General features: G+C 40.5%; 24 protein-coding genes. 5 read left to right on the top strand and 19 right to left on the bottom strand.

What is annotated here, in order from left to right; all coding sequences use genetic code 11:
- Positions 1-101: 101 nt before the first annotated feature.
- Together BKE30_RS14840 and BKE30_RS14835 are read left to right on the top strand one after the other, a co-directional pair.
- Positions 102-1766: a UvrD-helicase domain-containing protein gene (locus BKE30_RS14840; protein ID WP_143253801.1), complete on the top strand. Its 1665-nt coding sequence runs from the start codon at positions 102-104 to the stop codon at positions 1764-1766.
- Positions 1767-1900: 134 nt separating this feature from the next.
- Positions 1901-2542 carry a hypothetical protein gene (locus BKE30_RS14835; RefSeq protein ID WP_143253800.1) on the top strand — a complete coding sequence of 214 codons (642 nt, stop codon included), beginning with the start codon at positions 1901-1903 and terminating at the stop codon, positions 2540-2542.
- Between the two features lie 97 nt (positions 2543-2639).
- On the opposite strand, the gene BKE30_RS14830 is transcribed toward BKE30_RS14835, so the two are convergent.
- From BKE30_RS14830 to BKE30_RS14740, 19 genes are all read right to left on the bottom strand, one after another.
- The gene (locus BKE30_RS14830; protein WP_076879341.1) at positions 2640-3719 is read right to left on the bottom strand and encodes a hypothetical protein; all 1080 of its coding nucleotides are present in this window, start codon (positions 3717-3719) and stop codon (positions 2640-2642) included.
- A gap of 182 nt (positions 3720-3901) precedes the next feature.
- On the bottom strand, positions 3902-4363 hold the full coding sequence (locus tag BKE30_RS14825; RefSeq protein ID WP_076879340.1) for a hypothetical protein: 462 nt from the start codon (positions 4361-4363) through the stop codon (positions 3902-3904).
- A 50-nt stretch (positions 4364-4413) separates the two neighbouring features.
- Positions 4414-5964, bottom strand: coding sequence for a conjugal transfer protein TraH (locus BKE30_RS14820; protein WP_076879339.1), 1551 nt, complete (start codon positions 5962-5964; stop codon positions 4414-4416).
- Positions 5965-5975: 11 nt separating this feature from the next.
- Complete coding sequence (gene traF, locus BKE30_RS14815) at positions 5976-6980, bottom strand: conjugal transfer protein TraF (RefSeq protein WP_158073205.1); 1005 nt, start codon at positions 6978-6980, stop codon at positions 5976-5978.
- Positions 6958-7578 carry a signal peptidase I gene (lepB, locus tag BKE30_RS14810; protein WP_076879338.1) on the bottom strand — a complete coding sequence of 207 codons (621 nt, stop codon included), beginning with the start codon at positions 7576-7578 and terminating at the stop codon, positions 6958-6960. Before lepB ends, traF begins: the two co-directional genes overlap by 23 nt.
- Positions 7579-8229, bottom strand: coding sequence for a hypothetical protein (locus tag BKE30_RS14805; protein ID WP_076879337.1), 651 nt, complete (start codon positions 8227-8229; stop codon positions 7579-7581). It lies immediately after the preceding gene.
- A 78-nt stretch (positions 8230-8307) separates the two neighbouring features.
- Positions 8308-10809, bottom strand: a complete 2502-nt coding sequence (locus BKE30_RS14800; protein ID WP_076879336.1) for a TraG/VirB4 family ATPase — start codon at positions 10807-10809, stop codon at positions 8308-8310.
- Positions 10810-11082: 273 nt separating this feature from the next.
- Complete coding sequence (locus tag BKE30_RS14795) at positions 11083-11514, bottom strand: hypothetical protein (protein WP_076879335.1); 432 nt, start codon at positions 11512-11514, stop codon at positions 11083-11085.
- Between the two features lie 194 nt (positions 11515-11708).
- A complete protein-coding gene (gene traV / locus BKE30_RS14790) occupies positions 11709-12338 on the bottom strand; it encodes a type IV conjugative transfer system lipoprotein TraV (RefSeq protein ID WP_076879334.1) in 630 nt (209 codons plus the stop codon).
- Entirely contained in the window at positions 12331-13731 is a 1401-nt protein-coding gene (locus tag BKE30_RS14785) for a TraB/VirB10 family protein (protein WP_076879333.1), read from the bottom strand. The genes traV and BKE30_RS14785 overlap by 8 nt, the downstream gene beginning before the upstream one ends.
- A gap of 12 nt (positions 13732-13743) precedes the next feature.
- Positions 13744-14646, bottom strand: a complete 903-nt coding sequence (locus BKE30_RS14780; RefSeq protein ID WP_076879332.1) for a TraK domain-containing protein — start codon at positions 14644-14646, stop codon at positions 13744-13746.
- Positions 14636-15298: a TraE/TraK family type IV conjugative transfer system protein gene (locus tag BKE30_RS14775; RefSeq protein WP_406564690.1), complete on the bottom strand. Its 663-nt coding sequence runs from the start codon at positions 15296-15298 to the stop codon at positions 14636-14638. The genes BKE30_RS14780 and BKE30_RS14775 overlap by 11 nt, the downstream gene beginning before the upstream one ends.
- 11 nt (positions 15299-15309) lie before the next feature.
- A complete protein-coding gene (locus BKE30_RS16610; protein ID WP_076879330.1) occupies positions 15310-15591 on the bottom strand; it encodes a type IV conjugative transfer system protein TraL in 282 nt (93 codons plus the stop codon).
- A gap of 5 nt (positions 15592-15596) precedes the next feature.
- On the bottom strand, positions 15597-16196 hold the full coding sequence (locus BKE30_RS14765; RefSeq protein ID WP_076879329.1) for an OmpA family protein: 600 nt from the start codon (positions 16194-16196) through the stop codon (positions 15597-15599).
- A complete protein-coding gene (locus BKE30_RS14760) occupies positions 16196-16852 on the bottom strand; it encodes a thioredoxin domain-containing protein (RefSeq protein WP_076879328.1) in 657 nt (218 codons plus the stop codon). The genes BKE30_RS14765 and BKE30_RS14760 overlap by 1 nt, the downstream gene beginning before the upstream one ends.
- The gene (locus BKE30_RS14755) at positions 16830-18269 is read right to left on the bottom strand and encodes a GspE/PulE family protein (protein ID WP_076879327.1); all 1440 of its coding nucleotides are present in this window, start codon (positions 18267-18269) and stop codon (positions 16830-16832) included. The genes BKE30_RS14760 and BKE30_RS14755 overlap by 23 nt, the downstream gene beginning before the upstream one ends.
- Complete coding sequence (locus BKE30_RS15910; protein WP_076879326.1) at positions 18262-18636, bottom strand: hypothetical protein; 375 nt, start codon at positions 18634-18636, stop codon at positions 18262-18264. Before BKE30_RS15910 ends, BKE30_RS14755 begins: the two co-directional genes overlap by 8 nt.
- Positions 18633-19040 carry a lytic transglycosylase domain-containing protein gene (locus BKE30_RS14745; RefSeq protein WP_083698619.1) on the bottom strand — a complete coding sequence of 136 codons (408 nt, stop codon included), beginning with the start codon at positions 19038-19040 and terminating at the stop codon, positions 18633-18635. Before BKE30_RS14745 ends, BKE30_RS15910 begins: the two co-directional genes overlap by 4 nt.
- Before the next feature lie 423 nt (positions 19041-19463).
- A complete protein-coding gene (locus BKE30_RS14740) occupies positions 19464-20585 on the bottom strand; it encodes a RepB family plasmid replication initiator protein (RefSeq protein ID WP_158073203.1) in 1122 nt (373 codons plus the stop codon).
- 2775 nt (positions 20586-23360) lie between these two features.
- Between BKE30_RS14740 and BKE30_RS14730 the strand changes: the two genes are divergently transcribed.
- The 3 genes from BKE30_RS14730 (at position 23361) to BKE30_RS14720 (ending at position 26410) form a co-directional block, all read left to right on the top strand.
- Positions 23361-24560, top strand: coding sequence for a hypothetical protein (locus tag BKE30_RS14730; protein ID WP_076879322.1), 1200 nt, complete (start codon positions 23361-23363; stop codon positions 24558-24560).
- A gap of 465 nt (positions 24561-25025) precedes the next feature.
- Complete coding sequence (locus tag BKE30_RS14725) at positions 25026-26030, top strand: ParM/StbA family protein (RefSeq protein WP_076879321.1); 1005 nt, start codon at positions 25026-25028, stop codon at positions 26028-26030.
- A gap of 5 nt (positions 26031-26035) precedes the next feature.
- On the top strand, positions 26036-26410 hold the full coding sequence (locus BKE30_RS14720; protein WP_143253799.1) for a hypothetical protein: 375 nt from the start codon (positions 26036-26038) through the stop codon (positions 26408-26410).
- The last annotated feature ends 6 nt before the right edge of the window (positions 26411-26416 follow it).

The following is a 26416-nucleotide window of genomic DNA, read 5'->3' as shown; positions in this document are numbered from 1 at the left end:
ATAAAAAGAGTACTATCATTTAAGTTAATACTAAGCGAAGTCATGGCATTTAAAAACCAGCTTGGTATCGTTAAAATCCGTCAAATATATTAATAAATTAATTGCTTAACTCTTGTATTATATATTGCCTTTTTTATTTTTTCAAGTTAGTATCAGTCAATATAAAAATTAACTTCAAGGTCATAAATTACATGTTCAAGCCCACTACTGAACAAGAAAAAATTTTACACCGTGCAGCAGTTGGGGAGTCATTCAAGGTAATGGCTTATGCGGGTACGGGTAAGACTTCAACTCTTGGGCTAATTAGTAAAACCCTTGCCGCTAAAAGCCGTAAAGGAACATATTTGGCATTTAATAAATCCATTGCTGATGAAGCAGCTAAAAAGTTTGATTCATCAGTTGATGCGCGTACCTTTCATAGCCTTGCATTCCGGCAAACTGAACGTAGCTTGACTGAAAAGCTTAAGTTACCAAGAATAAGAGACAATGACTTAGCCACACATTATGGTCTTATTGCATTTGAGGCTGAAATTGACCCTACTATGCGTGTGGGTGACAGTAAAAAGACCAAGTATATTTTTGACATAGACCTGTTCCGGCTCGTTAAAAAAGCGGTTTCATATTACTGCTCTACCCATGCCAAACAGTTAAAGGTCACTCATTTTCAATTTCCAGACTGGATGAGTGAAAATTCAAAAAAAGCGCTGGGTGAAACACTACTTCCGATTGCACACCAGTATTGGCATGATCAATTAAATCCAAATAGCCAGTTTCCCATTACCCATGAAATTTACCTAAAAAAGTGGGCAATCCAGAGGCCGCAAATCAGAACCGATTACATCATGTTCGATGAAGCTCAGGATGCTGATCCCTTGATGTTGGGTGTATTGCTTGAACAGAAAAATACGCAAGTAATTTATGTAGGTGATGCTTATCAACAGATATATGACTGGCGCGGTGCTGTTAATGCCATGATCCAGCTGAATATTCCAGCTGAGCGCCTCACCCAGTCATTTCGGTTTGGCCATGCTATTGCTGATAATGCTAATCTGTACCTAAATATGCTGGGTGAAAGTGTTCCACTGGTTGGTACAGAATCCATCAATTCAAGAGTATTACATATGCGATCAGAATCTTTTGATCCGGATGCCATACTGTGCCGCACTAATCGAGGTGCAATAGAGGCACTGATGAACAGGCTTAAGCTAGGTGATAACCGCACTTATGGTTTAGTAGCCAACTCCGAGGAATATATTAAACTTATTGAAGCAGGTAAGTTACTAAAAGAAGGACGTACACCAAATCATCCGGCTTTCATGGGTTTTACCAGCTGGCATGATGTAAAAGAGTATACGGAATCTGATAAAAGTGACTTTGAACTGGCTGGGCTAGTTCGGCTTGAGGAAAAATTTGGTTTTTATGAGCTGGAGAAAGTCATTAAACAAAGTATTCAGGCAAAAAATCCGCAGTGTGTAATTTCAACTGCCCATAAAAGCAAAGGGCTGGAATGGAACAAGGTGGATTTCCATGATGACTTTGAGCTTAAACTGACCCCTGATAGAACTTTTAATGAAATGCTCAACACCGTCAAACGTAGCGATGGCATTGAGGCAATGTATGACAATAAACCCCAAATGACACAGATGGAAGATTCGGAATTAAGGTTACTTTATGTGGCAGTGACCCGCTCTAAAGTCGCCATGAATAATATGGCCTTAAAAGATATTGCTAATCGTGCATCACAATTAAAACAGAAAATAAATTAATGATTTTAATATTGCCAATTTAATTATTATGTTAATATTTACAGCAAGAGAGTTAACTCTTATTATTTACTCAACAGGATAAGTATATGAAAAATCAATTTCAAACAAAAAAATTAGCGGTGCTGGGGCTCATCATGGCCACAGCTTCTTTGCCTGCCTGTATGTCAGTACAACCGCAAAGTGCTGCAAATAGCATCCAAAATAAAAAGGTCAGCGTTGCTGCACAACAATTGCCGACACCTACTTTTTTGGTCGGACGTGATATGGCCTCCCCGCTTTATTATGTTGAACTGGTTGCCAATATTGCCAAATCTGATCTGGATCGTTCACTCGCTAAAACTCAGGTACCTGCCTATCAAACTCTTGGCCAGTCGGTAGCAACCAACGTACAAGCCAAGGGTGCTCAAGTACAGCTGGTTAACCTTGATGTTAAAACACTGCCGCGTATGGAACACCCTGCTGGCCAGCATAGCTATGCTAAAAATCTGACAGATACAAACGCTGGCGATTATATTCTGGTTCTGGAGCCTACTTTTATTGGCCTGACCCAAAATAAGTTTCTTTTTATTCCAACCACTAAAAAACAGGCTGCTTTTTTTGGCAATATGACACTGGTGAGTACACATGATAACCAGATTGTATGGCAGGATCGCTGGTTTGGGCGTAGTGATCTAGCCGGTGACTGGTATAAAGGCAATAACTTACAGGACAGCTTAAATAATGCTGTGCTGGCAGGACAACAGGATATTGAAGGGAAGCTCAACCAGTTGCACTGATGTATCCTGAAGAATAAAAGGCCATGTCAATTTTGGCCTTTTTTTATATCTTCATTTTCTTCAGAATCAAAGGCTTTTAATCCAATATTTCAAGCTGCTAAACATCAAAACGAATTATCTTCACTTTCGTATCTATTAACTCAGGAGCAATTGAAAGTTTAAATTTAGCCTGATCAATATTAAATGCATTTTTATGGCTATGTTGAAATCCGCAATGTAATAACTCAAACGTACTATCAAAGCCTGTGATGAGAAGATTTACAGCTTCCCGAAATGGCTCTGAGCAATTATTCAAACATTTATAATCTGCTCCCATATACATAAGATGCCTAAATACTTCAATGGCATCATCAAAATCCTTAATAATTTGGTGAGTCTGCTCAATTAAAATCACCAGTTTAGTTGAACCATTCACTGGTACCTTGTGGGTTATTATGGCTGGCTGTCCGTATTTGGCTAAATTAGGATTGATATTTATTTTATTTTTTAAAGAATTGATTGACTTAACCACACCTATCCCAAATAGACAATCGGGATGTTTATTTTCCCACCACTGCGGTTTTAATAAACTTCGCCCATTATTGCCTTCAACCTCACCAAAAATTACCAATGGATTAGGCTCAGAATTTATATCGTTTGAGAATATCACTCCCAAATCTGCACGTTTGGAAACGTGCGAGTTTTCATCATTCTGGGGAGGAAATGTATCGATCAATTCAAAGTTATTACTTTTAGTAAGTTTGGAATCAAAGCCGGCCATCTCAAAAGCATAGTAGGTATAATCTTCCATAATATCGAGACGGTTTAACACGTCCAATCCTTCAGCCAAAGCTACAGCGATGTTACGGGCACATTCATTATTCAGGAAGTTAAGTAAAAAGTACTGTAGTCCCCAGTTTTTTAAATAAGACTTCAGAGAATCAAAAAATCCTAAAGGCTTTTGTCCACGAAAGTCACTGAGCGACCAGTGTGGATAGTTTTTCAGTTCGGTAGGCCGGTGCTGTAATAAAGTATGATAATGAAGGCAAGAAAGAATAGCACCGAAATGTGCTGACCAGTAATTGAAGGTTTCCTGATGGAAATACTCAACGGGCTCACCAAAAACACTGGCTTGCTCTTTGGCTAACTCGGTGTAATCATTTAATCCAATCCGGCTTAAATCAAGTGGCATATTCATTTTGGCGGCAGCACTCCATGGGCTATAGCCATAAGCTACTAGAGTGCCACCCTAACATACAAGCAAATTGTAATTTCACTACACCTTATACAGCACATGTTGCCATTACAACCATGATATAGCGCTAAGCTGCCATCATGGGGTTGCACCTGATCTGTGGCTAATGCAGCCTCTGTGGCTTATTACGCAGCTTTAACCCTTAAATCATTCATCAGGCACCAGAACACTGGATACATGAGTTTAATCTCATAGGCTTGATCCGGATTCTTTAAACGGAATATTGTCCTTTTGCTAATCCCAAGCCGTAGGCCTAATTCATCAATATGCGTGATTTCCAGCCTCAGGTTGACGAGGGACGATAATTGCTGGCCAGAAACACTATCACGATGGGCAAAAGGGCTCTCTGCATATTCATTTTTGATCATGTATATGGTTTTTAAGTCATCAAATGATTCCAAGCGGTGCTTCTTGATAATTTTATGGGTATGGCGGACAAAGCTATCATAACAATCTCTAAATGCCTTATTTCGCGCTTCAACGGGCTTACTGAGTTGGTTCTTGGTGATGACTTTTGATAATCCCAGTGAGAAAGCGATTTCCTCTATACCAAGCCAGTCTGGTAGTGTTTTATCACGGTTTTGCACGTTTGTTTCCTAAAAAAATGCCCTAGTTCATTGGCCTAGGGCTTGTTTTATTAATTATTTGAACCTACTGACATAGCAGGATTAACTTGGAAGCGGACATTTTTTGGCAATGAAGCAACGGTATCCCTAACAAAAGTACGCAGCTCATTTTCTTCCTTGATCCGGTCTTTCGGATCAGGCGTAAGGGCATTCATTTCCTGCTTAAATATGGCCAGTCTTTCTTTAACAAACGCGGGCTCTTCAACCTTGATATTTTTTCCACTAAACATCTCAGACCCTGATTCATAAAATGACTGTGCAATGTTAGTTGCAAAATAGTTTTCAATCATGGGGGTAACCCGTGAACTTATCATCGCAATTGCTTCAGGCGAGTTTTGGACAGCTTTTAAATACGCATACAATGGAGCCGGTATACTGTTTAGGAACTGAAGCTCAGCCGTAGTTAATGTCTGATTACTTAATACCTTGCCAATAATACCCTGCTTCGCTGAAATGGCAGCTTTAATATCACTGGGTGTCAGGACTTGATTGGTTCTTTTACCGTACAATTTGTCATTAATGATGTATCGAGTTCCTTTAAAGTAGGTGGAAAGTTTTCTATCCTCCAGTGTCTGACAACCAAACTCTTTATTATTTGAAGCAATTGAACCGGCACAGGCCTTGATGGTTTTATCTTGCGGATCGATCAAATCCTGCGGATGAATGTAGGCTGCATAGGGTTCAGCATCATTCACACAGGTCACATTATCCCCTGTTTTACATCCAGACGTTGCCGAGAGGTCTTTTCCACTATAGATCAGTGTCCCAACCACGTTCATCAGCAGTATGGCCAATTCAGGCTCACTGGTAGCTGCCACCGGACTGGTAGAGCTAGATATTTTGGCGGTTACCCCTGAGTTCACGGCTGCACGCCAAACTATATTACCTAAATTAGGGTTCGACTCAGCCAGCTTAAGGTCATTGCCGGTTAGGGTGCCAGAAGCATTTGGCGTCAGGGCAGATGGGTTTAACTGCTTTTGCTGTTCCATTTCTGCGGTATCAGAAAAACCGCCAGTAATCGTTTTCATTAAGCCACCTTTCATGGAAGCAAAGGTCGCTGCGCTTTCCTTGGGGTTCATTAATGAAACCACTTTATTGGCTGCTTGGCAGGTGTTTTTCAGCATACTGTTAATGTCTTCGAGCTTTTTAGACCAGTTACTCAACATCCCTGAGAGCTGATCATTTACTGCCTTTAAACCCAGTTGAAATAAAAGGCCAACTGCATTCTGGCCAATCTGGCGCAGGGTTTCCACGATCTGTTTACTGTTGATCATGGAAAAGCCTCCAAGGTACATGTCAATACCACCACATCCGGCATTTAAGCGCGGTGGATCAAATGATATGAGGTTGATACTGCGGGTTGGAATACGCGCAACATAGCTCCCCCCCACCAGTACTCCACGGCGCTGGGAATTATAAATATCTGGTGAGGTCATATTGCTATATATGCCATCCATAACACTATCTAGGCTATTGGCAGCAGATAAGGGGGTCGCATTCATGGCCAGCCAGATTCCAAAACAGGTAGCCGTTAGCGATTTTTTATTAAGATAATTTTTCATTGGTATATCTCCTATTTTCCACCTAAAGCATCTTTGATAAGGTCAACAAAAGCGTTCGGGTCTTTATCCAGCTTGGCTTGTTCCTGTTGCGATATTTTCATTTGTTCAGGAGTCATAATTCCCTTGTTATAGGGATCAATACGATCCTTGATCTCCTTAGGCAACAGGTTACGAGAAGCAGCGGCCAGTAAAATCTTGTCTCCAATCGTGCTGGTTGCTGACATCCCATGACTCACGATATAAAAATTATTGGGGGGTACGACCAATACAATTGCTGGAGTAACTTTCAGATTAAGCTGCTGTGCCAACCCACGATTTGGCAAGAAAGACCGCATTCCTGCCAAGGGCTTGTTATCCATGCTGATATAGCGCACAGGAAAGCGGTATTGGCTAACAAATGCATTTAAAGACTGATATTGATAAGCACAATACTGGCAGGTTGAGTCGAAGAAAAACCACAGGCCTGCCTTTTGGGTAAGACTGTTGAGCGCTGATTTCTTGTCATCCTCAACCATACGTTTGAAAGTGGTGATCGCCCCTGTATCAATAGGGATACGACTGGTTTCATCCAGTATTGGATCAGAGGAAACGGCATCCTGTGCCGCATAGGCAAAGTTTTGTGCTTTATCTAATGCCACACGCTGGAAATACATATAGGCAATCATATCTTTGGACGGCGTACCATCCGGATTACGTGGATTATCAAGCGCACGAATTCGCGCAGCATCCATATTTTCATTAAACCACTTTACTGAAAAGACCGCTGGCGGTGATTCAACCTTCACTGATTGCTGAGTTGGGTTTTGCTGTACTGGCGCAACGACAACGACAGGTTTCTGATCAATGATCTTTTTTGGTGGAAGCTTTTTGGGGTCTTTATACCAATACCAGCCTTCAGCTTTTTTATCATAAAAACTGGGATTGGCACCATTGGGTGCAGCCGATATGGCCACACTACTGATCACCATCATGCCGGCCATTAGCACGGTATACTTAAAATAGGAATGGATAAGCACGGCTGACCGTCTCCTGACGTATAACCAGATAATTCCAGTAACGTGAGTCATATGAACGCGGATTGGAACCCAGAACAAAAAAAGCATTTTTGGGCAATACCATTTCACGGTCATAGTCACTGGCTTTCTTATGCAATTTTCCAAGTACAATTGGGTTTAGCCGTGTTACTTCCTTGCCATTAACTGTGACAACACCCTGCTGCACCTTGATACGATCACCGGCTGTTGCTGCAATTTTTTTGATAATGACCGCATCACTATTGACATAAGGCTTTAACAGATCGGACTGGAATACCAGATAATCCCCAACCTTGGCCTGTGCTACAGCGATTTCATTTTTCTTGATTAAGTAAAAGATATGATCGTTTGAGGAAATATTACTAACATCCATGCCTATGCCATACGTCATACCAAGGGACTGTGAGGCACTTTGGGCGATAATAATTCCTAACCCCATAAATACCATTGTCCACATAACTTTTAGGCGCTTGCCCCGAGTGGCTTGATGTAGCTGCTGAACAAACTCCACTGGAGGTTTTGCAAAAAACCAGAATATCCGTTTTGGCCAGTTTGAAATTTTACTTGCTTTAGTCGTCATTTAATTCACCAGCCCGTAGTCAAGCGCTTCGCCATTGGCATTTGCCTGTACATCACCTGTCTGTGCATTATCACTTGTAGGAACAGGGGTAACAGCGGCTGTGGTTGGATTGGTTGCAGCTGCTGTAGCCACACTATTAGCGGGTAGTGTTGATTTTGGTGCTTGCTCAAACAGTTTTTGATATGAGGAAAGATCAACATTCATGTCGTGGGCAAACCGTAACGTATAATCCAGAGATGCTGGCCAAGCCAATGCACTTTGGGGCTGGATCACTACATAACCCTGATCACGTAGCTTTCTGAGCTCATCCTTAAGCTTTAAGGCAAATAATTGGGCTTCATAATGAACCTGTGCTTCACCGGACGCTTTTTGAGCCATTTTTGCAGAATTGGCAATGACGATCTTTTCAACGTCAATAAATATCGTCTTGGTACCAGAAAGTGTAAATTTTGGTGGCAGAAGGTCAAGTCGGCTCACACACAGGTAAATGATTAATAGTCCTGTCAGTATGATGACCCAAGTCGGTGGTAAAGATGATTTTTGACCCTGAGCATGGAATGCATTAAATTCGGTTTTATGCTCAACGGTCGTAGATTCCACAACTTCAACGGTTGTTGGTACCTGTGAATTTTCGGACGGGTTATTTGACATTATTTTTGTGCTCTTTAAATTAAATTGGACTGGCCATAAACCATTCTCATGGTGTACAGGGGAAATGCTGAAACTTTTTTAAGCCACTTCAATGGTTTCACTTTCCTCTGCCTCTTCCTTAAATTGTGGGATGAGGTCTCCCTGAGATTCCATTTCCATCAGCTGGCGAATCGCGTCCACAATATTCATGCCGTTATCAAGCAGGTAATTAATGTAGTTACGTTCGTTGCCGCTACTAAAGAACAGGATTTGCTGAAAGCGGGTCAGTACCAGTCTGGCGGTTGTAAATGAATCATCATTACTCAACATGAACTCGCCATATTCACCATCACGTTTGTGGACTGTCCGGAGCATGGCAGCAAATGATTGGTCAGATGGGATAATTCCCTTTTGCATCATCTCGGTGATTTCTGCCTCTTTATGAGGTAAATAAATCTTCCAGTAGCAGTTATTGAGAATTGATCTAATTGCTGGATTCATTGCAATGGTCGATAGGGACTGAGTAATCAACCAGACGCCAGCATTAAATTTACGCAAGCGTGCATAAAAATCGTCGATAAATTCCGCTGTAACTGGATCACCCAAATAGGATTTCGCTTCGTCAAACCAAGCAAATTTACGGGCAATATGGGTCTGGTTATACATGTCATGCTGAATGCGGGTTAATAGCAGCATCAGAACAACACTTTTAAGGGCTGGCTGCTGCTTTAGGCCAAACAACTCGAGTACCACAAGGTTTGAATCAAAATTGAGATTATTGGCTCCTTGGAACCATTTGCCATACTGGCCATCCTTGGTATACGCATAAAGCTTGGTTGCAATTTCACGCGCTTCAATCTTGTCATGTTGACGGAGCATTTCCGCCAAGTCAGTAATGGTCATCAGGTTGGTTTTCTTATCCCAGACACTGCGTATTGCTTCAGTCACAAGTGCTGTTTCAAGATCGCGAAATGATTCTTTTGGTGCAGCCATTTTCTCAACCAGTAACACCAATTGGTTAAGTTCCTCATCAATATCACGGATGTGGGTAAAGGGATTAAGGCAAATATTAGAATTAACAGTAAAATCAATATATTGTCCTCCCAGTAAAGAGCATAGTTTTTTATATGATCCCCCCTCGTCAATAATGCGCTGCATACTTCCTGCCAGCCATTCATTCATTACGAGGTAGTTTGTAGAGACAGACTTACCGCCACCTGAGGAACCTAAAATTGCCCCATTACGATTCATGCCAGTCGTTGGATCAAAGAAAAAGTGCTGTGCTCGTCGGGTAAAATAAATATTATTCCCTTCTTTGCTATAGCCTTTAAAATCAGTAAACACCGGAAGGAATGTGGTGGCCTGTTCAGCAGAGAGTGTTCTATGCCGGTAGGTGTTTTTTAAGGATTCTTCACTGGGGTAGAGCGGCAAACAGTTATAGAGCATTGGCCATAAGATTTCACTGTCTTCCTGAAGTGTGAGGTTTGCACCTTTAATAAAGCTAATCAGCTGAGTCACCTGACGGGATACCTTGACCTTATCCTGATGCATCAAGAAAATGTTTAAAGTCATTTCACAGGATTTCTGGCCAGACTTGACCGCTTCAAACATAATCTGCAACCCACGTTTTTTAATGGCTAGCGCTGGGGTAAACTTAAGGATAAATGGTGTAGCCTGATCCGAAACATACATGTAGTCACGCTCTACACTTGCGGATTTTTTAAACGGATCGTGGAACTTCATTACAGTTGATACAACAAAGGGAGTCCCTATTTGCTTTTCATTACCAACCGGATCGCCAATCAGCAAATTCATTAGCAAAATATTGTTGGTAGGCGTGGGCAAGGTATGGACAGATAAAAGCTTATAATACGTGTCATTAATTTGCAGGGTATTGGTATCTTTATTTGAAATCTTGGTGGTTGGAAACAGGACTTGCTCACCGATTTTTACATTGACATCGTAAGCAGTGTTTAAAGGAATAAATGGGTAGAGAATTGAGCGGGTCTCCGCCAGATACTCAGTCACATTGAGCTTTGTAAGATCACTAAATATGTTTGCCTTTAAACTGGTTTCCAGTTTAATCATGTATTCCTTTGCGCTCTGGTAATCCTCTTCACTCATATGCACATCAGTTGGTATTTTTACGCTGATGATGATGCGGTTATAACGGGTTGTAAGCTGTGTAAATGGAATAGGCGGGATACTTTTACCCCGTTCAAGTGCAATTTTTTCCTCAGCAAGAATTTCACAGGCTAACTCGCGTTGCCTTTCATCCATCGTAAGGTTTGATTGAATCAGGTTATATTTATTAAGGATGTAATGGTCAATTTCAGCATCAACATGATTTGTTGAAATGTAAGTAAATTGAATAATTGTCCCTTCAGGAATCTCCATGGATAGCGTGGAAATCAGCTGCTCAAACATGGCACTATTAATGCCATTTAATGGGGTAACTCGAAATGATGCCCCTAAATATGATCTTTTTTTATCATGCTCTATATAAAAATAAGAGTCTTCTGAAATAGCATGAACCGGTGCAGCTGAACTCGCTCTGTGTCGTTGCAACATTGCATTAATTTTTTTGGCAATGGAATTCATTAAACACCCCTTTAGTTAACTAAATCCTACGCAGAATGGCAGTATTTATATTCACAATAATGGATCAATTATAAAATCTTTTATTTATAATTTCATTAATTAATTAATTATTAGATAATTTATTTAATTCCATATATTTAATTATTTATTTTTATTAATAATCAATAGATTAGGATTTTTCCTACTGGTCACACCTTAATAAGAATACTTAAATTTTCATTTTTTTGGCATAAAAAAAGTTGCCAGTTGGCAACTTTTTCATTTTCTTAAGGCTTACAGAGAAGCACCGAAGAAAGTAGTCAGGATGCCTGGGCCATACAACGCAACCAAAGCAACAGCGAAAGAAAGAATTGCACCCACCAGATTTTTACGAACGAAAGCTTCAAAAATGGTGAACAGCAGTGCCAATACAGCTGCGAACAGACCACCAGTCCCTTTCAGGAAGTTTAGTAACCAATAAAGTGGTTGTTGCAGCACGTTACCACCAGTGGTAAGGGTAGCAGCAGTGCTCTGGCTACCGGTACCAGCAGTGATGGTGCCGTTGGTGCCTACGGTTAAAGCACTGGCAAATTCAATCGTAAATGCATAGGCAATCACGACTAATAGAGCAAGTGCTGCAAAATAAGAGATTTTGCGGGCTAATGGATTGTTGGCCAGTTTGCGCAGGGCAAATTGGGCAGAAATTAAGGTATTAGTTGCTTGCATGCGAACAGTCCTCGGTTTCGATTGTTAATAAAAGTATTGATCTTCAATTACAAAAAGCGGTGCTTTTTTATTGTTTGCACATAATCGCTCTTTGCAATTGACTGATTGTATATATTTCTTATTAGTTTTCCTAGTATTTATTTCAACTAATAACTAATTATTTAACACAATAATTAATTTATTAATTAATAAATCTATGGATTGCTTTGCTCAACAGGATTTGGGGTTGCCGTCATGCCAGCATTACTGTTGTTCATTGAGGCAACTGCATTATTTCGTTGATCCTGTTGAACCCCATTTTCCATTTCGTTTGCGGCAGCCTCAGCAGTAACATCTGTTGAGGGTGATTTAAAATCTCCCACCAGTGGTGCAGTTGGTGGATTATTCCGGAATGAAATACCACCAAAGCTCCATTTTTTCGGAGTGATCTCTGAAAACATATAGCTTGGCCAGTTTAAAGTTTCATTTTCATCGCGCCATGGTGCGACCCAGATTCTAAGTACTTTTGGCTGTTCAAGAACTGGCATGGCTCCACTGAATGTTTCAAAAGCAGGGCGTGAAAAAATATTATCTTCCTTGGACGCTGGTGCTTTTGATTTCCTAGAAGACCTGAACATGCCCTCCTGTTTTTCAGAGCTATCCTCTATGGCCAATGAATCAGTACTGCCATTGGTCAGCTGATAGACTTGAATTGGAGTCTTACATACCACTCCATCCGGCATTCCTGAGCAACCAAAGTGCTTTTGATGACCCAGTGAGCTACAACCACCAATTAAACTGGATGCGATACACAGAAATAATGGAATTTGAAATTGCTTAATCAATTTTTTGTACCTCAAGGCGTGCGGTTAATACAATGGTCACTTTACGGGCTGCATCAATTTCAATAATTGGGAATAACTGGTTGGCCATGTCTAGATAATATTGGGAAACTGTTGAGAAGCCCTGACCAACACCCTGATAGGCACCCATTTCAGCAGCAACACCAGCATCAGGACGCTGAACGCGTGTAGTACTGCCTGCGGAAATATCCAGTGCCTCAACTTTTGTTGGGGAAAGATTTGAACCAAATCCTGCCAAGAAGCTGGCCAGCACTGACTTGCCAATAATTGCACCTTGGCGTTCGACAACTCGGCCTCGCATCCCTGCCTTGCCATCTTCGCCAACCACATAGCCACTGATTGGCTGATCAATGTATTGGCCATCTTTGAAGATACATGAGATATTTTCTGTTCTGAGACGAGCACGCTCACTGGCCAGATCACCAAAGCCACTCACAACAACAAAGCACTCTCTAACATCTTGCAGATATTTATTAGGCAGGATTGCTTCTTTTTTTACCCGAATTAGGGCTGGTACTGGGGTTGCCTGTCCTTTACTGGACGCGGCAGCATCCATCCCTGTCAACAGCACACCTTCAAGCAGTGATCCAGTAGGTAGAATCTTGCTGGACGTCACTTGCCTTTGAATGCTTTGCCGTAGTTGTTTTTTGTCTGTATCAGAGAGCTTATTGGCTGGCTGGCCAAGTCCACCCATTCTCGGTTGGGAATTCTGGCCAGATTTGGTAATAACCCGTAAGCCACCGGTACTGGTAGAAGGCGAATCAATTGAATCTGTTGCAGCTAAAGGATCACCAGTACCTGACTGTTGGTCAGGCGTCATCCCAACTGCTCTTATCCCAGAATCATTATAGGCCGGATCAGTGCCTGCCCCAGAAGTTGCCGCCTTAGGTAAGCCCTTGTCATCAAGCGATGGTAAAGGGGGTAATTGCACACCATCAACATTATTGACACCACTGCCATCGCTACCCATTCGGGCAAGGCGCAGTTCCTCTTGCATGGTTGCCATACGCGATGCTAATTCAGAGGTCTGGCTTTTAAGTTGTTCCTGTTCCAGCTTAACCTGTTCCCGAAGTTTTTCTTGTTCCGCAGTAGCTGCCTCGGTTTGTTGCCTGCCCTGCTCAATTTGCTCTAGGGATGCACCACGAAGGTCATCCAGTGTGGGTGCCTCTACTTTTGGAGTAACTACTGATGAGTTTGTGATTTCCTGATCAGCAGCTTTATCGGCTAGATTTTCATACTGGGCATTTCGCTGTTTTCCTAAAGCAAAAACAATGATAAGTATGAACATCAGGCCAATGCCATAGAAATACTTACGTTTGTCGTTGGCGTCCATTTCCGCCCAGCGAGCTTTTAAATCATCGAACTTTTCTTTCATTTTACTATCCTATTAGTTCGGGTCTTGTTCAGCAGCATCGGCAAGAATATAAACCGTGGTCTTAGCTTTAGGAGCCAGTTTCACAATTGGAAAAAATGCCACTGCCCGCACGCCTTCGTGATAGAAACTAGGTTCATTGAGCTCAATATACTGGCTGGTAAGATTCTGGGCTTCGTATACATAAATGTTCTGGTCTGAACCAGAATAAAAATTGGTTGGTGTCAGTAGAACCCCACCTAATCGAGCAATCGACTGTGAAACATTCGCGCGTGAATATCCTTCTGGTGCTTGGCCAGCAACAGCTTGACTTAAGGCTACCCTGATGCCATCCGTGTAATCAGAGGGAACATTCTGGACAGGGGTTGTTAAGCGTTCCCGAAGCGGATGATCAAGGACAATCACAATGTTCTGGTTCGGTATTGGTTTAGGCACCAATGTCAGGCCAGCGACTACACTGTTGTTTGTAAGCTTTTCATCTTCTCGTATAAAAAGGCCGGTGGGTTGATCTGAATTCAGCTCAATAAATACATCTTGGCCAACGACTGTATAGTTGGCACTGCCATTAACAATTACGGCAGGTGACTTAAATGGCGTCGAAATCCGGTTAACCAGTGAAGCACTGACATTAACGATATGAATATCATCATTGGTAATATTCACGGTTTGCTGACGTAATCCAGCAGGTTCCAGTTGTATTTTTTCGACCACCCGCGTTGACTGGGTAAGCGAACTTTTTGGCAAGCTTTGTACTGTAGGCGGATTTGAGAGTTGCGTAGCACTCAACCCAACAATTGGCGCTGTTGTTACCCGTTCTGGAGCAGGGATATCGCGTGTGCTTTTAAAGGGTAATTCATCTGCATAAACTGGAGCCGTTAATACAGTTATTGCTAAAGCTAAATAGAGTTTACTGGGCATTTGCGGATACCTCTGGGGATGTAGTCTGGCCTTGAGCTTGGGTGCCAGTTGTTGCCGGAGCAGACTGCTGGGGATTAGGGTTATTTTTTAGCCACATTTGTGTATGCGGTTCAGTCCCTTCATAACTATCAAATGCTTGGAATTCCGGCCTGCCTGCAATAATCTGCCACTGGAATTCATAAATGACGTCTTTAGAATTAGCTTGGTTGGCCACCGCAGAGCTGTTTAAGCTACCGATGACAAATACTTTATTGGTTGCAGGTTCGTATCGGACATCAATAGGTGTAAACCAAGCTGCAAGGGTGACATCTACAGGTAACGTGGACACATAGCCTCTCAGCCGTTCAGAAATCACCTTAAACATCGGAGGGCTGGCAAACTTTGAAATGGCTTCTAGGTTGTAGTTGATGTTAGCTTTAGTGGTAGAGCCCATCATTGAGGCCACAAAAATTGACATATCCTGATAATAGGTTGATGAAGCACCATTCCATTGCACTTCAAATGCGTTATTAACAATAGGTGGCATTATGACAAGGCGTTCATGCTTAGTTGATATGCCATACGACAGTGTTAAAACTGAAGCACCCAGAATCATGTTCAAGGCCATACTACTTACGGCAATTTTATTGGCTTTTAACCACTCAAGCCGCATAAAGTTCAACTTCATTCTAGGTACTCCGTGATTGCCCCATTCGGGAAATATTTATTTAGAGGTATTAATCCCCATCGATACGGATAATGAATAAAAAATCCTCTCAACTTCCTTTTTTTGTAATAGATATAAATCCTCACAAATATAAGAATCAGAAAAATGCAAATAACTAATTGCTTGGTAAATAAGCCGATATAAAGCAAACCAAATATGACCCCTACCTCATCCGCTTCAAACATAAGTACGTGGAAAAATCCATCTATACCTTCAGGAATTTCAACATCTTTAACCATATCTATTAATCCACAATATTAATTGATATTACGGCGCGTCTATTTAGGGCACGACCTTTTTTGGTTTTATTGGTAGCGACTGGCTGATTTTCTCCCATGGACGAAATAGAAATGCGATTCTCAGCAATTCCATTACGGATGAGCCAGTTTGCTACTGCCTTGGAACGTTTTAAGCCAAGCTTCTGGTTATATTTCTGGGAACCTTTACTATCGGTATGACCAACGACATCCACGGTTAGAACAGGGTCACTTTGAAGGCGGTCAACAATTTTTGAAAGTACTGATAAATCACCTTTCAATATAGCCTTATCGAAATCAAAGTGTTTGTCAGTAATGGTTAGTGGCTCGAAAGCTTTAGGAAGAGCGAGCTTAATCCATACCACATTGTCATTTTCGCCAAACCCATCACTCTGTGCACAGGAAACACATAACACTGTTTGGTCGGTGACCTGAATCGTTGCAACATCACTATCGGTATGAACTTTTAAAATTCCAAAATAGGGATTTTTAATATTCTGTACAATAAGCTGTGCGGGTGGCTGGTATTTAGTAGCACAACCAGCCATTAATATTAGTAATCCAGATATCAGTAATTTATTGGGCATTAAAATGACCCTCTTTCTTGAATATATTTAGAAACCATCACGTTAGAAAATGTATATAAATCCAATGATCCTGAATTTAATATTTCAGGGTCAAAAGAGTATTTCCCTCCTACGCCTATCGTTGGAGTTCTTCTAACGTTATATTTTGATCCTAGTATGGAAGCGTTATTGACTAGATTTCTTGTTGAATCCAGTTTCCATGTGCGAATGAATAAATCTCTTGGAATTCCAATTTGAATAGCTGAGATTAAATATGTATTTAAATCATCAGCTGATAAACCGCGGTCTTGAATGTTTGTATAAACTGTATCCTGATAAGCATCCAGTTTAGTGGGCATAGCCTGTAAAACAGTGTAGTAGCCATATGCACCGGTCACTGAATTTTCATTATCAGTGATTACCGGTGTACGGATGAACCGCATTGGCTTGGGGAGAGTCTTGCCCCACCGTGACATGCTGGAATCATATTTCCTGCAATATGGGCAGGTGTATGAGAAAAAGTACCGCACCAATTTCTGATCGCTACTTACATTCACTGTTGCGTAGACGTTTTCAGTATCAATTGCTTCGGCATAGGACTCTAGAGCCACACTGTTTAAAGCCAGTGCGACAAAAACGGCAACACTACCCTTTTTAAATTGCCCGAAGAGATTCATTAATCTGATCCTCATTACAAAATTTCATGTCAATTAAAATGTCACCCAGTCTTTGCCTATGTTCTGATCGCTGGAACCTTTGAATTTCCAGTGCCTGTTCAAGCTGGTAATTTGATAAATAACCAAGGTTAATTAGACGTTCACCGATTTTCAGACCCTGCATGCCAGAACTGACCTTACTACCCGCAATCAGTCGCGCCTGATTAAGTGAAGTTTTTCCTTCCATGGATAGCCTGATTGCTGCATTTGCTAATGTTTCATATTGAGGCTGGTTCTTAGCCACCTCATAAATTTTCTGGGTATTGCCTGAAAATACGAGCTCTTTAATGTCATTAGACATTAAGAGCATTTCCATGACTGGCAACCGGCCTGAATAGGCATCAATGCCACTTTTACCAAAACTTTGATTTGCATACTGGCCAAATCCATTTTTCATAAGCCATGACTTTTGTTCTTCATTAGCCTCATCGATCATTTTGCTATTCTTAAGCTGGCGAACCAGTCGCTGGGCTAGAATCCCACGCAACACCTCACCCAGTGAATACCGATCCACCCCAAGATCAATAAGGCGGGTAATTGCAGCTACCGAGTCATTGGCGTGTAAAGTCGATAACACTAGATGGCCAGTTTGTGCTGCCTGTACTGCAATTTGCGCAGTCACCTTATCGCGTATTTCCCCAACCAGAATGACATCAGGGTCTTGACGCATACATGCACGTAAAGCAGTTTCAAACGAGTTAGACTTATCAACGTTGACCTGTTGCAAAAATGGCAACTGATATTCAACAGGGTCTTCAATAGTGATAATTTTGCGGGCACTATCGTTGAGTTCATTCAAGATTGCATAAAGTGTGGTTGTTTTACCGGAACCGGTTTCCCCAACAACATAAAAAAGTCCGGTCGGTGATGTGATAAGCGATCCAATTGCTTCACGCACTGATTTAGTCATATGAATTTCATTTAATGACTTACCTGCATTAGACTGGTCTAGCAGGCGGCAGACGATTGAACGACCCTTCATAGAGGGCAAGATATTTATCCGCAGGTCAACCCGCACTTCTTCGTTGCTGTTGTCTGGTTTTGGAAAAAATAAATAAGTACGGCCGTCCTGAGGGGTTTTTGTCGTAGATGCAGCTATATCTGCACGCGACATAATTTTTTCACTTATCCGGACAATCAGGTTTTTTGGCAGGTTATGGATAATCCTAAGTTCCCCATCCTGCCTAACTCTCACAAGCCCCTCATCATAGGCCGTTTCAAAATGAACGTCCGAGGCCTTATTAAATAATGCATAGGCAAAAACGTCGTTTAGAATTTCAACTGCCTTTTGATCTAGTGGATCATTTGGGTTACTGGAAATAAACTGTTTGTGTTCTTCCATTGCTACCGCGTTCGCTGGGGATTGCATGCTAGTCATGTTTTGCCCCTGTGGAATCTGGTTTGGAATTAGCCACTTTGTTGGGATTTTTGGCTGTTCCAAATGAATCTGGAGCGACATATGCATCCCATGGACAAGTCAAAGCCGGCATATCTTTGGAGTAAAATTGCGTTTTTAGAATGACTGCAAGGCGCAACTGGCTCGTTGTAGCGATCTCACCAATTTTCAAACTGGTTTCAGGCTTGATCCATGGCTCTGCGCCTTTTTGTGCCATTTTCAGAAACCAGTAAATTGGTTTTGCTGATCGCTCAAGCCGCTGGCAGGGATCGGATGTAATAAAGACATGGATGCAAAATGCAAATATGGCAACTGTAACCACAGCACCAGTAATCATCCGCAAAATCATTGAATAATTTCCCCATTATGGAATTTTTGAAGATTTTTCCAAACTTTAAGCATGTACTTTTCAGCTGATGTTTTATTGGATGTCTTAATATTTCCTACGTTGTAGGCACCTACTGCATTCCATGAATAGCCATTCTCAACAAAGTTATGTGTCAGTATCCATGCGCCAACTTCGATGCTGGTACAGGGCTCATACAGGGCTTCTTTAGTAATTCCAAAATTCCGGCTAATTTTCGGGAGCCATGAAGAATTGATCTGCATCAATCCATGATCTTGGGTAGAACCATTGTTGTTATATGCCCGTGGATTCATTGAAGACTCAGTTTGTGCAATAGCAATGAGCAGGTCTGCCGGTATACGATATTTCTGTGAAGTAGCAAAAAAACAGCCATAAAAGTAAGGCATAGGTTTAGCCTTACTCCTTTTAGAAGCATGATACGAAACGGGTTCAGCGTAGATTGTGGACGCAACAGCAAAAGATGCATTCCACGTATTGAGAATCAGGAGAACCGTAAAAATACATTGGTAAGCAGTAAGATTTCGCATATAAATTAAATTATCTAATAACTTAACATTTAAGCCATTAATTAAATAAATGGTTATTAATTGTATAAAATTTTTATTAAAATTAAAACATAATTATTTAATTTAATAATTAAAGCAATATTAGTATTTTATCTTTGTAAATCAGTTGGTTGCTTAATTAATTTTCTAATTCAGCTATTAAAAATGAAATTATTTAATGTAATGCTTAAAAATTTTTGGCACTTTTTATTTGGCCAAAAAAAAGCCACTTTTAGCAAGTGGCATCGATTTCTTCAAAAAATTCTACGGTGTATGGCCAAACAACTTCATTGCTATAAATGCATTTGATTGTTTTTCATCAGGATTTTTCCTTTTATAGTTTTCAATATCTTCAACAGTAACCTCACTATCAGGTGACTCATTCTTAAGTTGTACAAACACCCGTTTATCTGTAATTAGCCATTTTTCTGGAAAGACAAAATCATCCTGTGTAAGCTTTTTTGGACTTTCCTTTACATCAACCAATCCTGTTTGTGCTTTGTGAATAATGGCACGGGATTTTTGTTCAAGTTCAGAAAGCTGCGATATATCAATGATTGGCTCAAGGCCATAAGCAACCTCATTGTTAATTTCAAAATAAAATTTAAAACCAATGATCGTTCGGCCTGCTTTTTGATTAACGAGATTTGTAATTTTTAGATCAGTAAACTTATGAATATTTTCCATCGCAGGGAAAATGACACGCTCTTTAAGATGCTGAACTCGTGTATATGCTTCTTCTTCAACGCCTAACAATTCCCGAAAATAGTTTATTTCAATAAAGTCCGTTTCGCCCCGATAACGCCATCGTGATAAAAGTTCATAGAGCCGGATCGAATAAAATGTAGGGAGTGGACGATGGTACCTGAAAAAGTACTTGGTGTAGTCAGACGTAACATCCAGTATTTCAGCAATGATCTCAGGTGAAAAGGATATTTCCACCCCGCTATTTTTAACATTGTAGATGCTTTTTTTATAAATCCAGCGGATTTCAGAAGATTTTTCAGCATCCGAAAATTTTATGGTTTTCTCATATAGGCTGGTAGCTGCTTCTTTAAGAATTTTATAGGCTGAATGGGACGTAACCCCAAAAAACGCTTGGTACTGGTGTTTACTTATAAATATTGAAGGGGGAATCATACCTTGATTAGGATTCTCATGAACGAGCTGCCTTAAATTCACGATGGCAAGCGTTATCATACGATGCTCATTTAAAGTTAAATTCTTATAAATGGCCTCTACTAAACGATTACTCTTTACAACAAGGCTCTTCTCAGCTGCTAATACAACTTCGCTATTTTGAACAGTTAATTCGTTTTTTGATTCTTTAGGTTCCTCAAAGTCCAATGAAATAGTCTTTGAATCCTTTTTTGCTGAAGATGCCATTAAGTCGCCTAAACTAAAATCCATTTAGCCACATTATTACGATACTGGGCTTTATGGCAAGAAATTTATTGTTGGCTATCAAATCCCAATTCACCCAATAATCTTTCACTGGCCAAACCCTACCATCCCAAATTGTGGCTTTATCTTGTAAAAAGAATACTGACAAATCCAATACCCATTTTATAGCCCCTGTACCGTCCCTAAATGTGGCTTTATTGGATTCCATGTTTTACAACTAACAGGTACAGAATCCAATTCATCCCGATTTGTGGCTAAATTAAACCATCCCAAACTGTGGCTTTATTAAGTCGTCCCGATTTGTGGCTTTATTAAAAATTCTCCAAACTGAAAATTTATACATCCCTAAATGTGGTCATATGGTTTGTGCCGTAGGTACCTAGGTATTCATAAAATTAGTCTTTATAGGTAAGTATATAATTTATATAAACTTATTTTATAAATTATAAAACTACTACTTAGATCATCCCTAGATGTGGTCATATGCTAATCCCTAAATGTGGTTAAATCCTTGTTTGTGGTTTTATCCATCCCTAAATGTGGCTTTATGCATCCCGATTTGTGGTCTTATCCATCCCGATTTGTGGCTCTAACTCTCCCTAAATGTGGTTTTACCCGTCCCTAAATGTGGTTAAATGGGAAGTTAAACCATTGTTTATAAAAGAATAAATTTTATAAAATAAAATAAAAAAATAAAAAATAGATAAAATAAAAATGAATTCAAAATCTTTATCTTTTTTAATTTTTTTCTTTAAAAGCAGTAACTTAACTATTCTTGGCTGTGGATAACTTAGTTAAGCTATAAAATAAAAGGTAATCGTTGACTAATTAGAAGCAAATCTCAGTATCTCTACACTACAGAGCTGATTCAATATTTTTTAGATAGAAAATGGAAAAATATGTTAACGGAAGTGAATAGAACTTAATAAGCATAGAAAAACGTACTATATATAATCAATAAATGCAGAATATAGCTAAAAACCTCTTTTTAAGCATCCTCAATAAAGCCACAACTTGGGATGATTAAATAAAGCCACAAATCGGGATGCAGTGGTAAGTCCAATTTTAACGATACACCTCATATTAGAGTTAAATTGAAAAGCCACATTTAGGGATGCAAATTTTTTTAATATGGCACAAGCCGATAAAACGACGAAAAAAACGGAATTAGAAATAATATTTTTTAAATAATTTATATTTTAAATTAATAGATAACATATTATTTATATAAAAATATTCATTAAATTAATGAGATCGAACCCCATCAATTGATGGGGTTCAAAAATTTACCTTAACGTGGTAACTACGGCTTTAATTAAAGCTTTACCGCATTTTATATCTCGGCAGATATATAGTTATATTATCGAGCAAACTAATAAATGCTCTTCTCTTCGGGCACTTCCTCCGACACTAATTAAATTAATAATTCCTTAAAGAATTAAGTTTATAATTAGCGGACATTTTACAGAGCTGTTACCGTCAATTAAGAGTTGTATCGTGTCACCGATACTGAGGCGTCACCCTCACACACTATTAAATAAACTTCTTTGATAAAATCCGCTTAGGCTTTCGCTTAACAAACGCTTACGTTTTTATTCGCTCGAATTTGTCTACAAATGAATTAATAAATAATCCACTACCTAGTCACCTAATCTCCCTCAGTGATTAAGATCGCTTATTCAATTCTCAAAGGAAAATTTTCACGATCAAGGCAATTTGAGTGCCACCTCAAATTAACGCCCCACTGATTCCCAATTTAGTCTAAAGAGCCTTTGCATTAATGAATTGGATTCAGTAATGCGATCAGTACGCTAATCCCATAGCCTTGTGTACTCCACTTCCCATTTTTCAGGTAAGAGTTCCGAAACCCTGATTATTGGAAGTACCAGACATTGTAGGGGTATAGCACTTAATCTACGCACAGCAACATCATTTAACACCCGATAAAAAAATCGTCCAATACATGTAGAGGACGATTCTTAAAATCATATGGGAATTAATTTGCGTGTCACCGTTACTGGCTTGAGCTATCCATTGATCTCATAAGCCTGCATGAACACTTCTCAGCGAATTCACATGCAAACCTACGAGTACCGACTGCGCCAGATTTCTCCTTGCAGCCCTGACACCTCACGATGCCCTCAAAAGCCCACCAGTGCGTCACACACCTCGCCCTTTGCAAAATTGCAGCGAGGAATGGCGGTTATTAACGAGTTTAGCAATCCATGCAAACTCTCACCGTTTCTCGAAAGACAGGGTTGGTTGTGTCACCACAACGCCCGTTTCATTGTCGCCCGAACCTTAATCATACATCTGTCAAATCGGCCAATAAAAACTGCCATGGATATACATATGGCTGGCCGAACTGCGTTTAAATCCGATTGAGTCGAAGGTTGTATTTCAACAACCAGCGCTCTTCATAGCCGCACCAACGCCCTTTCGGAAGTATGCAGCTTTGCGAATTCGATGTATTGGATTGGCAGTCCAAGACACTCAAAGAAGTTTAATTCAATAGAGGAAATTTTGATGTGCCTTACCGCAGTTGACAGCTGCTGTTTAACACTTTCCGTTAATTGATAAGCAAATATTAGTGCGCTTTTTATTCGTTGTCGAGTGTTCCCATAGGAACTCTTATTTACACGGTAGCAAATTTTCGGAAATAGTTCGGATTTTTTAAGGGAATTATTAACAAATCTATTATAAAATCAATTATGCTCTTTTATATGGTAACAATTAATTAATCTATTAGGTTATATTATGATCTATTATTCCATTCACAAAGCTGAGGCCATGCAGCATTTAATGACGCTGGTATCTCGTTCAAGAACGTACTGGTACACTGCTGGCCGGATTGAGGCTAAGGATTTATCGCGGGTATTAAACCACCTCAATAGCAAATATCAGCTCAATAATGACAAACGCAAAAATAGCTACCTGAAGTCGATTGATGAACCAGTGTGGCACCTTGTGATCTGGTTTAACCGGAAACAAAGGAACCCTAACAAGATATATCAATTCTGGCTGATGACCACGGGATCATCTGATCCTGATGCGCACGAAAAGCTAATCCGCGATGAGAACCTGCGTTGCCTGCTTTCTTCTGAAAAAGACCAGATGCTGATTTTTGAAAACTATGTGCTTGGCCAGCTGCATATCAAATCCAAGGGAAAATCCAAGATTGAGGAAATGGTAATACCGGAAAGAAGACACAAAAGCAGTATGATGCCGATACCAGAGCATGCCCCGAATATTCGTTCCCGAACAGACGATATCGATGACGATACTATCGTCGATCCCGAAAGTAATGACGTTAACGATAAGCACGTCGTCACCGGAACAAGCCAGCTTGACCAGATGATCCAAGGGATTGCCCCAGTAGCATCACACGGCTTGGTGACCTCTTTTAAAATCCGCTGGACATGGTTTATCAAGCAAAGCTCAATGAAAGATTGGGAAAAAAGACTGGATCAGGCAATCATCCTGTATCCCAAGAGACCCATGGAATATGAAAAGGCCATGCATGATATTTTTCGACATGTTGGCTTTCGTGGCGTCAGAAAACAGATCGGCATCCTGTCTGGCCGCTATCATCGCCGTATGCGGCTAACCTACCCCCAGACTCACCAGAATGCGACCCGCCCCAGAGCGCTTGGCTTTATCCGGATATTTGCAAAATCTTATGCCAATTTTAAAGAGTTTCATGATGCATGCATTACTGAATCCATTAAATGGATAAAGGAACTGGAATTACAGGAACAGCACAAGCAAAACCGGATTGTATTACGAAAAAGAATTAGGGAATCTGACGTTAAATATAAGGATTTAACAAATGTACAAATTGATGAAATTATTAATCAGCAAAAATTTAAAATAGCTGAAATTAGCCAGCAGGAATTTGCCGTGTTTCTTAAAGATAATCAAAATATGGATATTAACTTAATGGAAATGAACCTCTAAATATTAAAAAAACGAAACAGGGGTGCAAAAGTACTTTTATGCCCCTGTTCCGGTAAAGGCAAAGGTGCTTTACGCACGCTATGGCTTTGGTCGCTTGACGCTAAGGAGTTCAAGCGTATTTCAGCAAATCTCACAAATTATAAAGTTCTTTTTGCACCGAACCCATGAGTCGGCAAAAGTACTTTTATGAATATCTATTACACAGTATCCAATAACTATTTTGTAACCTCAATGTCTTCCCCTGCAACCACTAACACAAGATAAAGCCTTGCTAGAGTAGTGTTTTGCAGCAATGTCAAAAGTACTTTTCCCTTAAGCACAAAAAGAACTTTTGCACGAAACGCTATCATTTAATTTAAAAATTACTATAATTATAAATCTTTCTATTAGTCTAATAGATAAATTATATATTTGTTTAATTCGGCATTAATTATCAATTGAGTACCTAACTAATGGAGTTAATACATGTCCAAAGATAGAAACAAGGATTTATCCAGCAAGGTCGTTGCAATAGATATTGGACGAAGCGGTGTAAAGCTATCATTTTACTTTAATGGGGAGGTCAGCAATAAATTTATTCCATCAGCTGTTATCCCAGCTACCACCCTGTCGTTTGATCCTACGCCCGAGATTACCCGCCAGAACACCGTTAATTTATATGGCGTTGATTATTTTGTTGGTGAAACCGCTATTAAGCAGGGTGCTGTAAATACAGTTGGCCATAATTCTGACTGGATAAACAGTCTTGAACATCGGGTACTGGTGGTTAAGGCTCAACAACTGCTGCTTACTTATGGAATTAAACCCGAGTTAATCGTGGTGGGACTTCCAGTTAATACCTTTGCATCGTTAAGTGGCGATCTGGCTAAACAGATCAAGGAATACTTTGGCCATGAAACACGGGTTATGCCCATTCCTCAACCTTGGGGGGTTTACCAGAACTATTTATTGAATGATGAAGGTTCTGTTATCACCACCAATAATAGCAATGCCAAAATTGCCATCATTGATGTCGGCCATTTCACGACTGATTACATGCTAATTGATAGTGGGACATGGGTGCAAAACGCCAGTTACTCTGGCAAAGGTATCTATGCGACCGTAGATCATTTGCAGCATGCACTGGCCAGAGAGGGGATTACCGCATCACATCTTGAATGCTTTGAGGTGCTTAAAACCAAAACAATCAAATCATATGGCAAGCTGATTGATAAAACCAAAACAGTGACTTCGGCACTGGATGCCACCCTGATCGATATCCATCAAAACACCAATCGCCTGTTCTCAAGCCATGCACGATCCATTGACCAGTTCATTATCGCTGGCGGTGGAAGCATTTACCTGATTGAGGCCATGCAGGAAAAATGGCCACAACTTTCACCGGCCAGTGATCCCCGCCATGCAGTAGCAGCCGGAATGCGCAAATTTGGCTTGGCCACCTATAAGAAGACTGCTCTCACTGGAGCATGACCAGTATGCCCAGACAACGAGTTTTCCAGCGCAAAATGAAACCGGATGGTTTTATATTCAAGGTCAATTTTGGCCATGACACACCGGAACCCATATTGGCATGGCTACTGACCCTTGAGCATGGCAAGTTCCAAAGCGTGATCAAGGATGTCCTGCTGGTACTGGCCAAAAACAACTGTTTGATCAGGAATGGCTACATCAATCCTGAAGACAAAATCATCCCAAGCATGATGGCCTCCAGTGTACTTCCTGCTGCCCAGTTGCGTCCTGTCACTGTCCCTGTCCCAGTAATACCCAGTGTTACTGCCCCTGAGCTTAACGCTTCACTTGATAGTGCATCTGTTGAAACCACTCACAACAATCCTTTTCCAATTTATTAAGACGCT

Source organism: Alkanindiges hydrocarboniclasticus (assembly GCF_001982605.1).
Classification (GTDB): Bacteria; Pseudomonadota; Gammaproteobacteria; order Pseudomonadales; family Moraxellaceae; genus Alkanindiges; species Alkanindiges hydrocarboniclasticus.
This window is presented reverse-complemented; position numbering and strand designations above follow the sequence as displayed.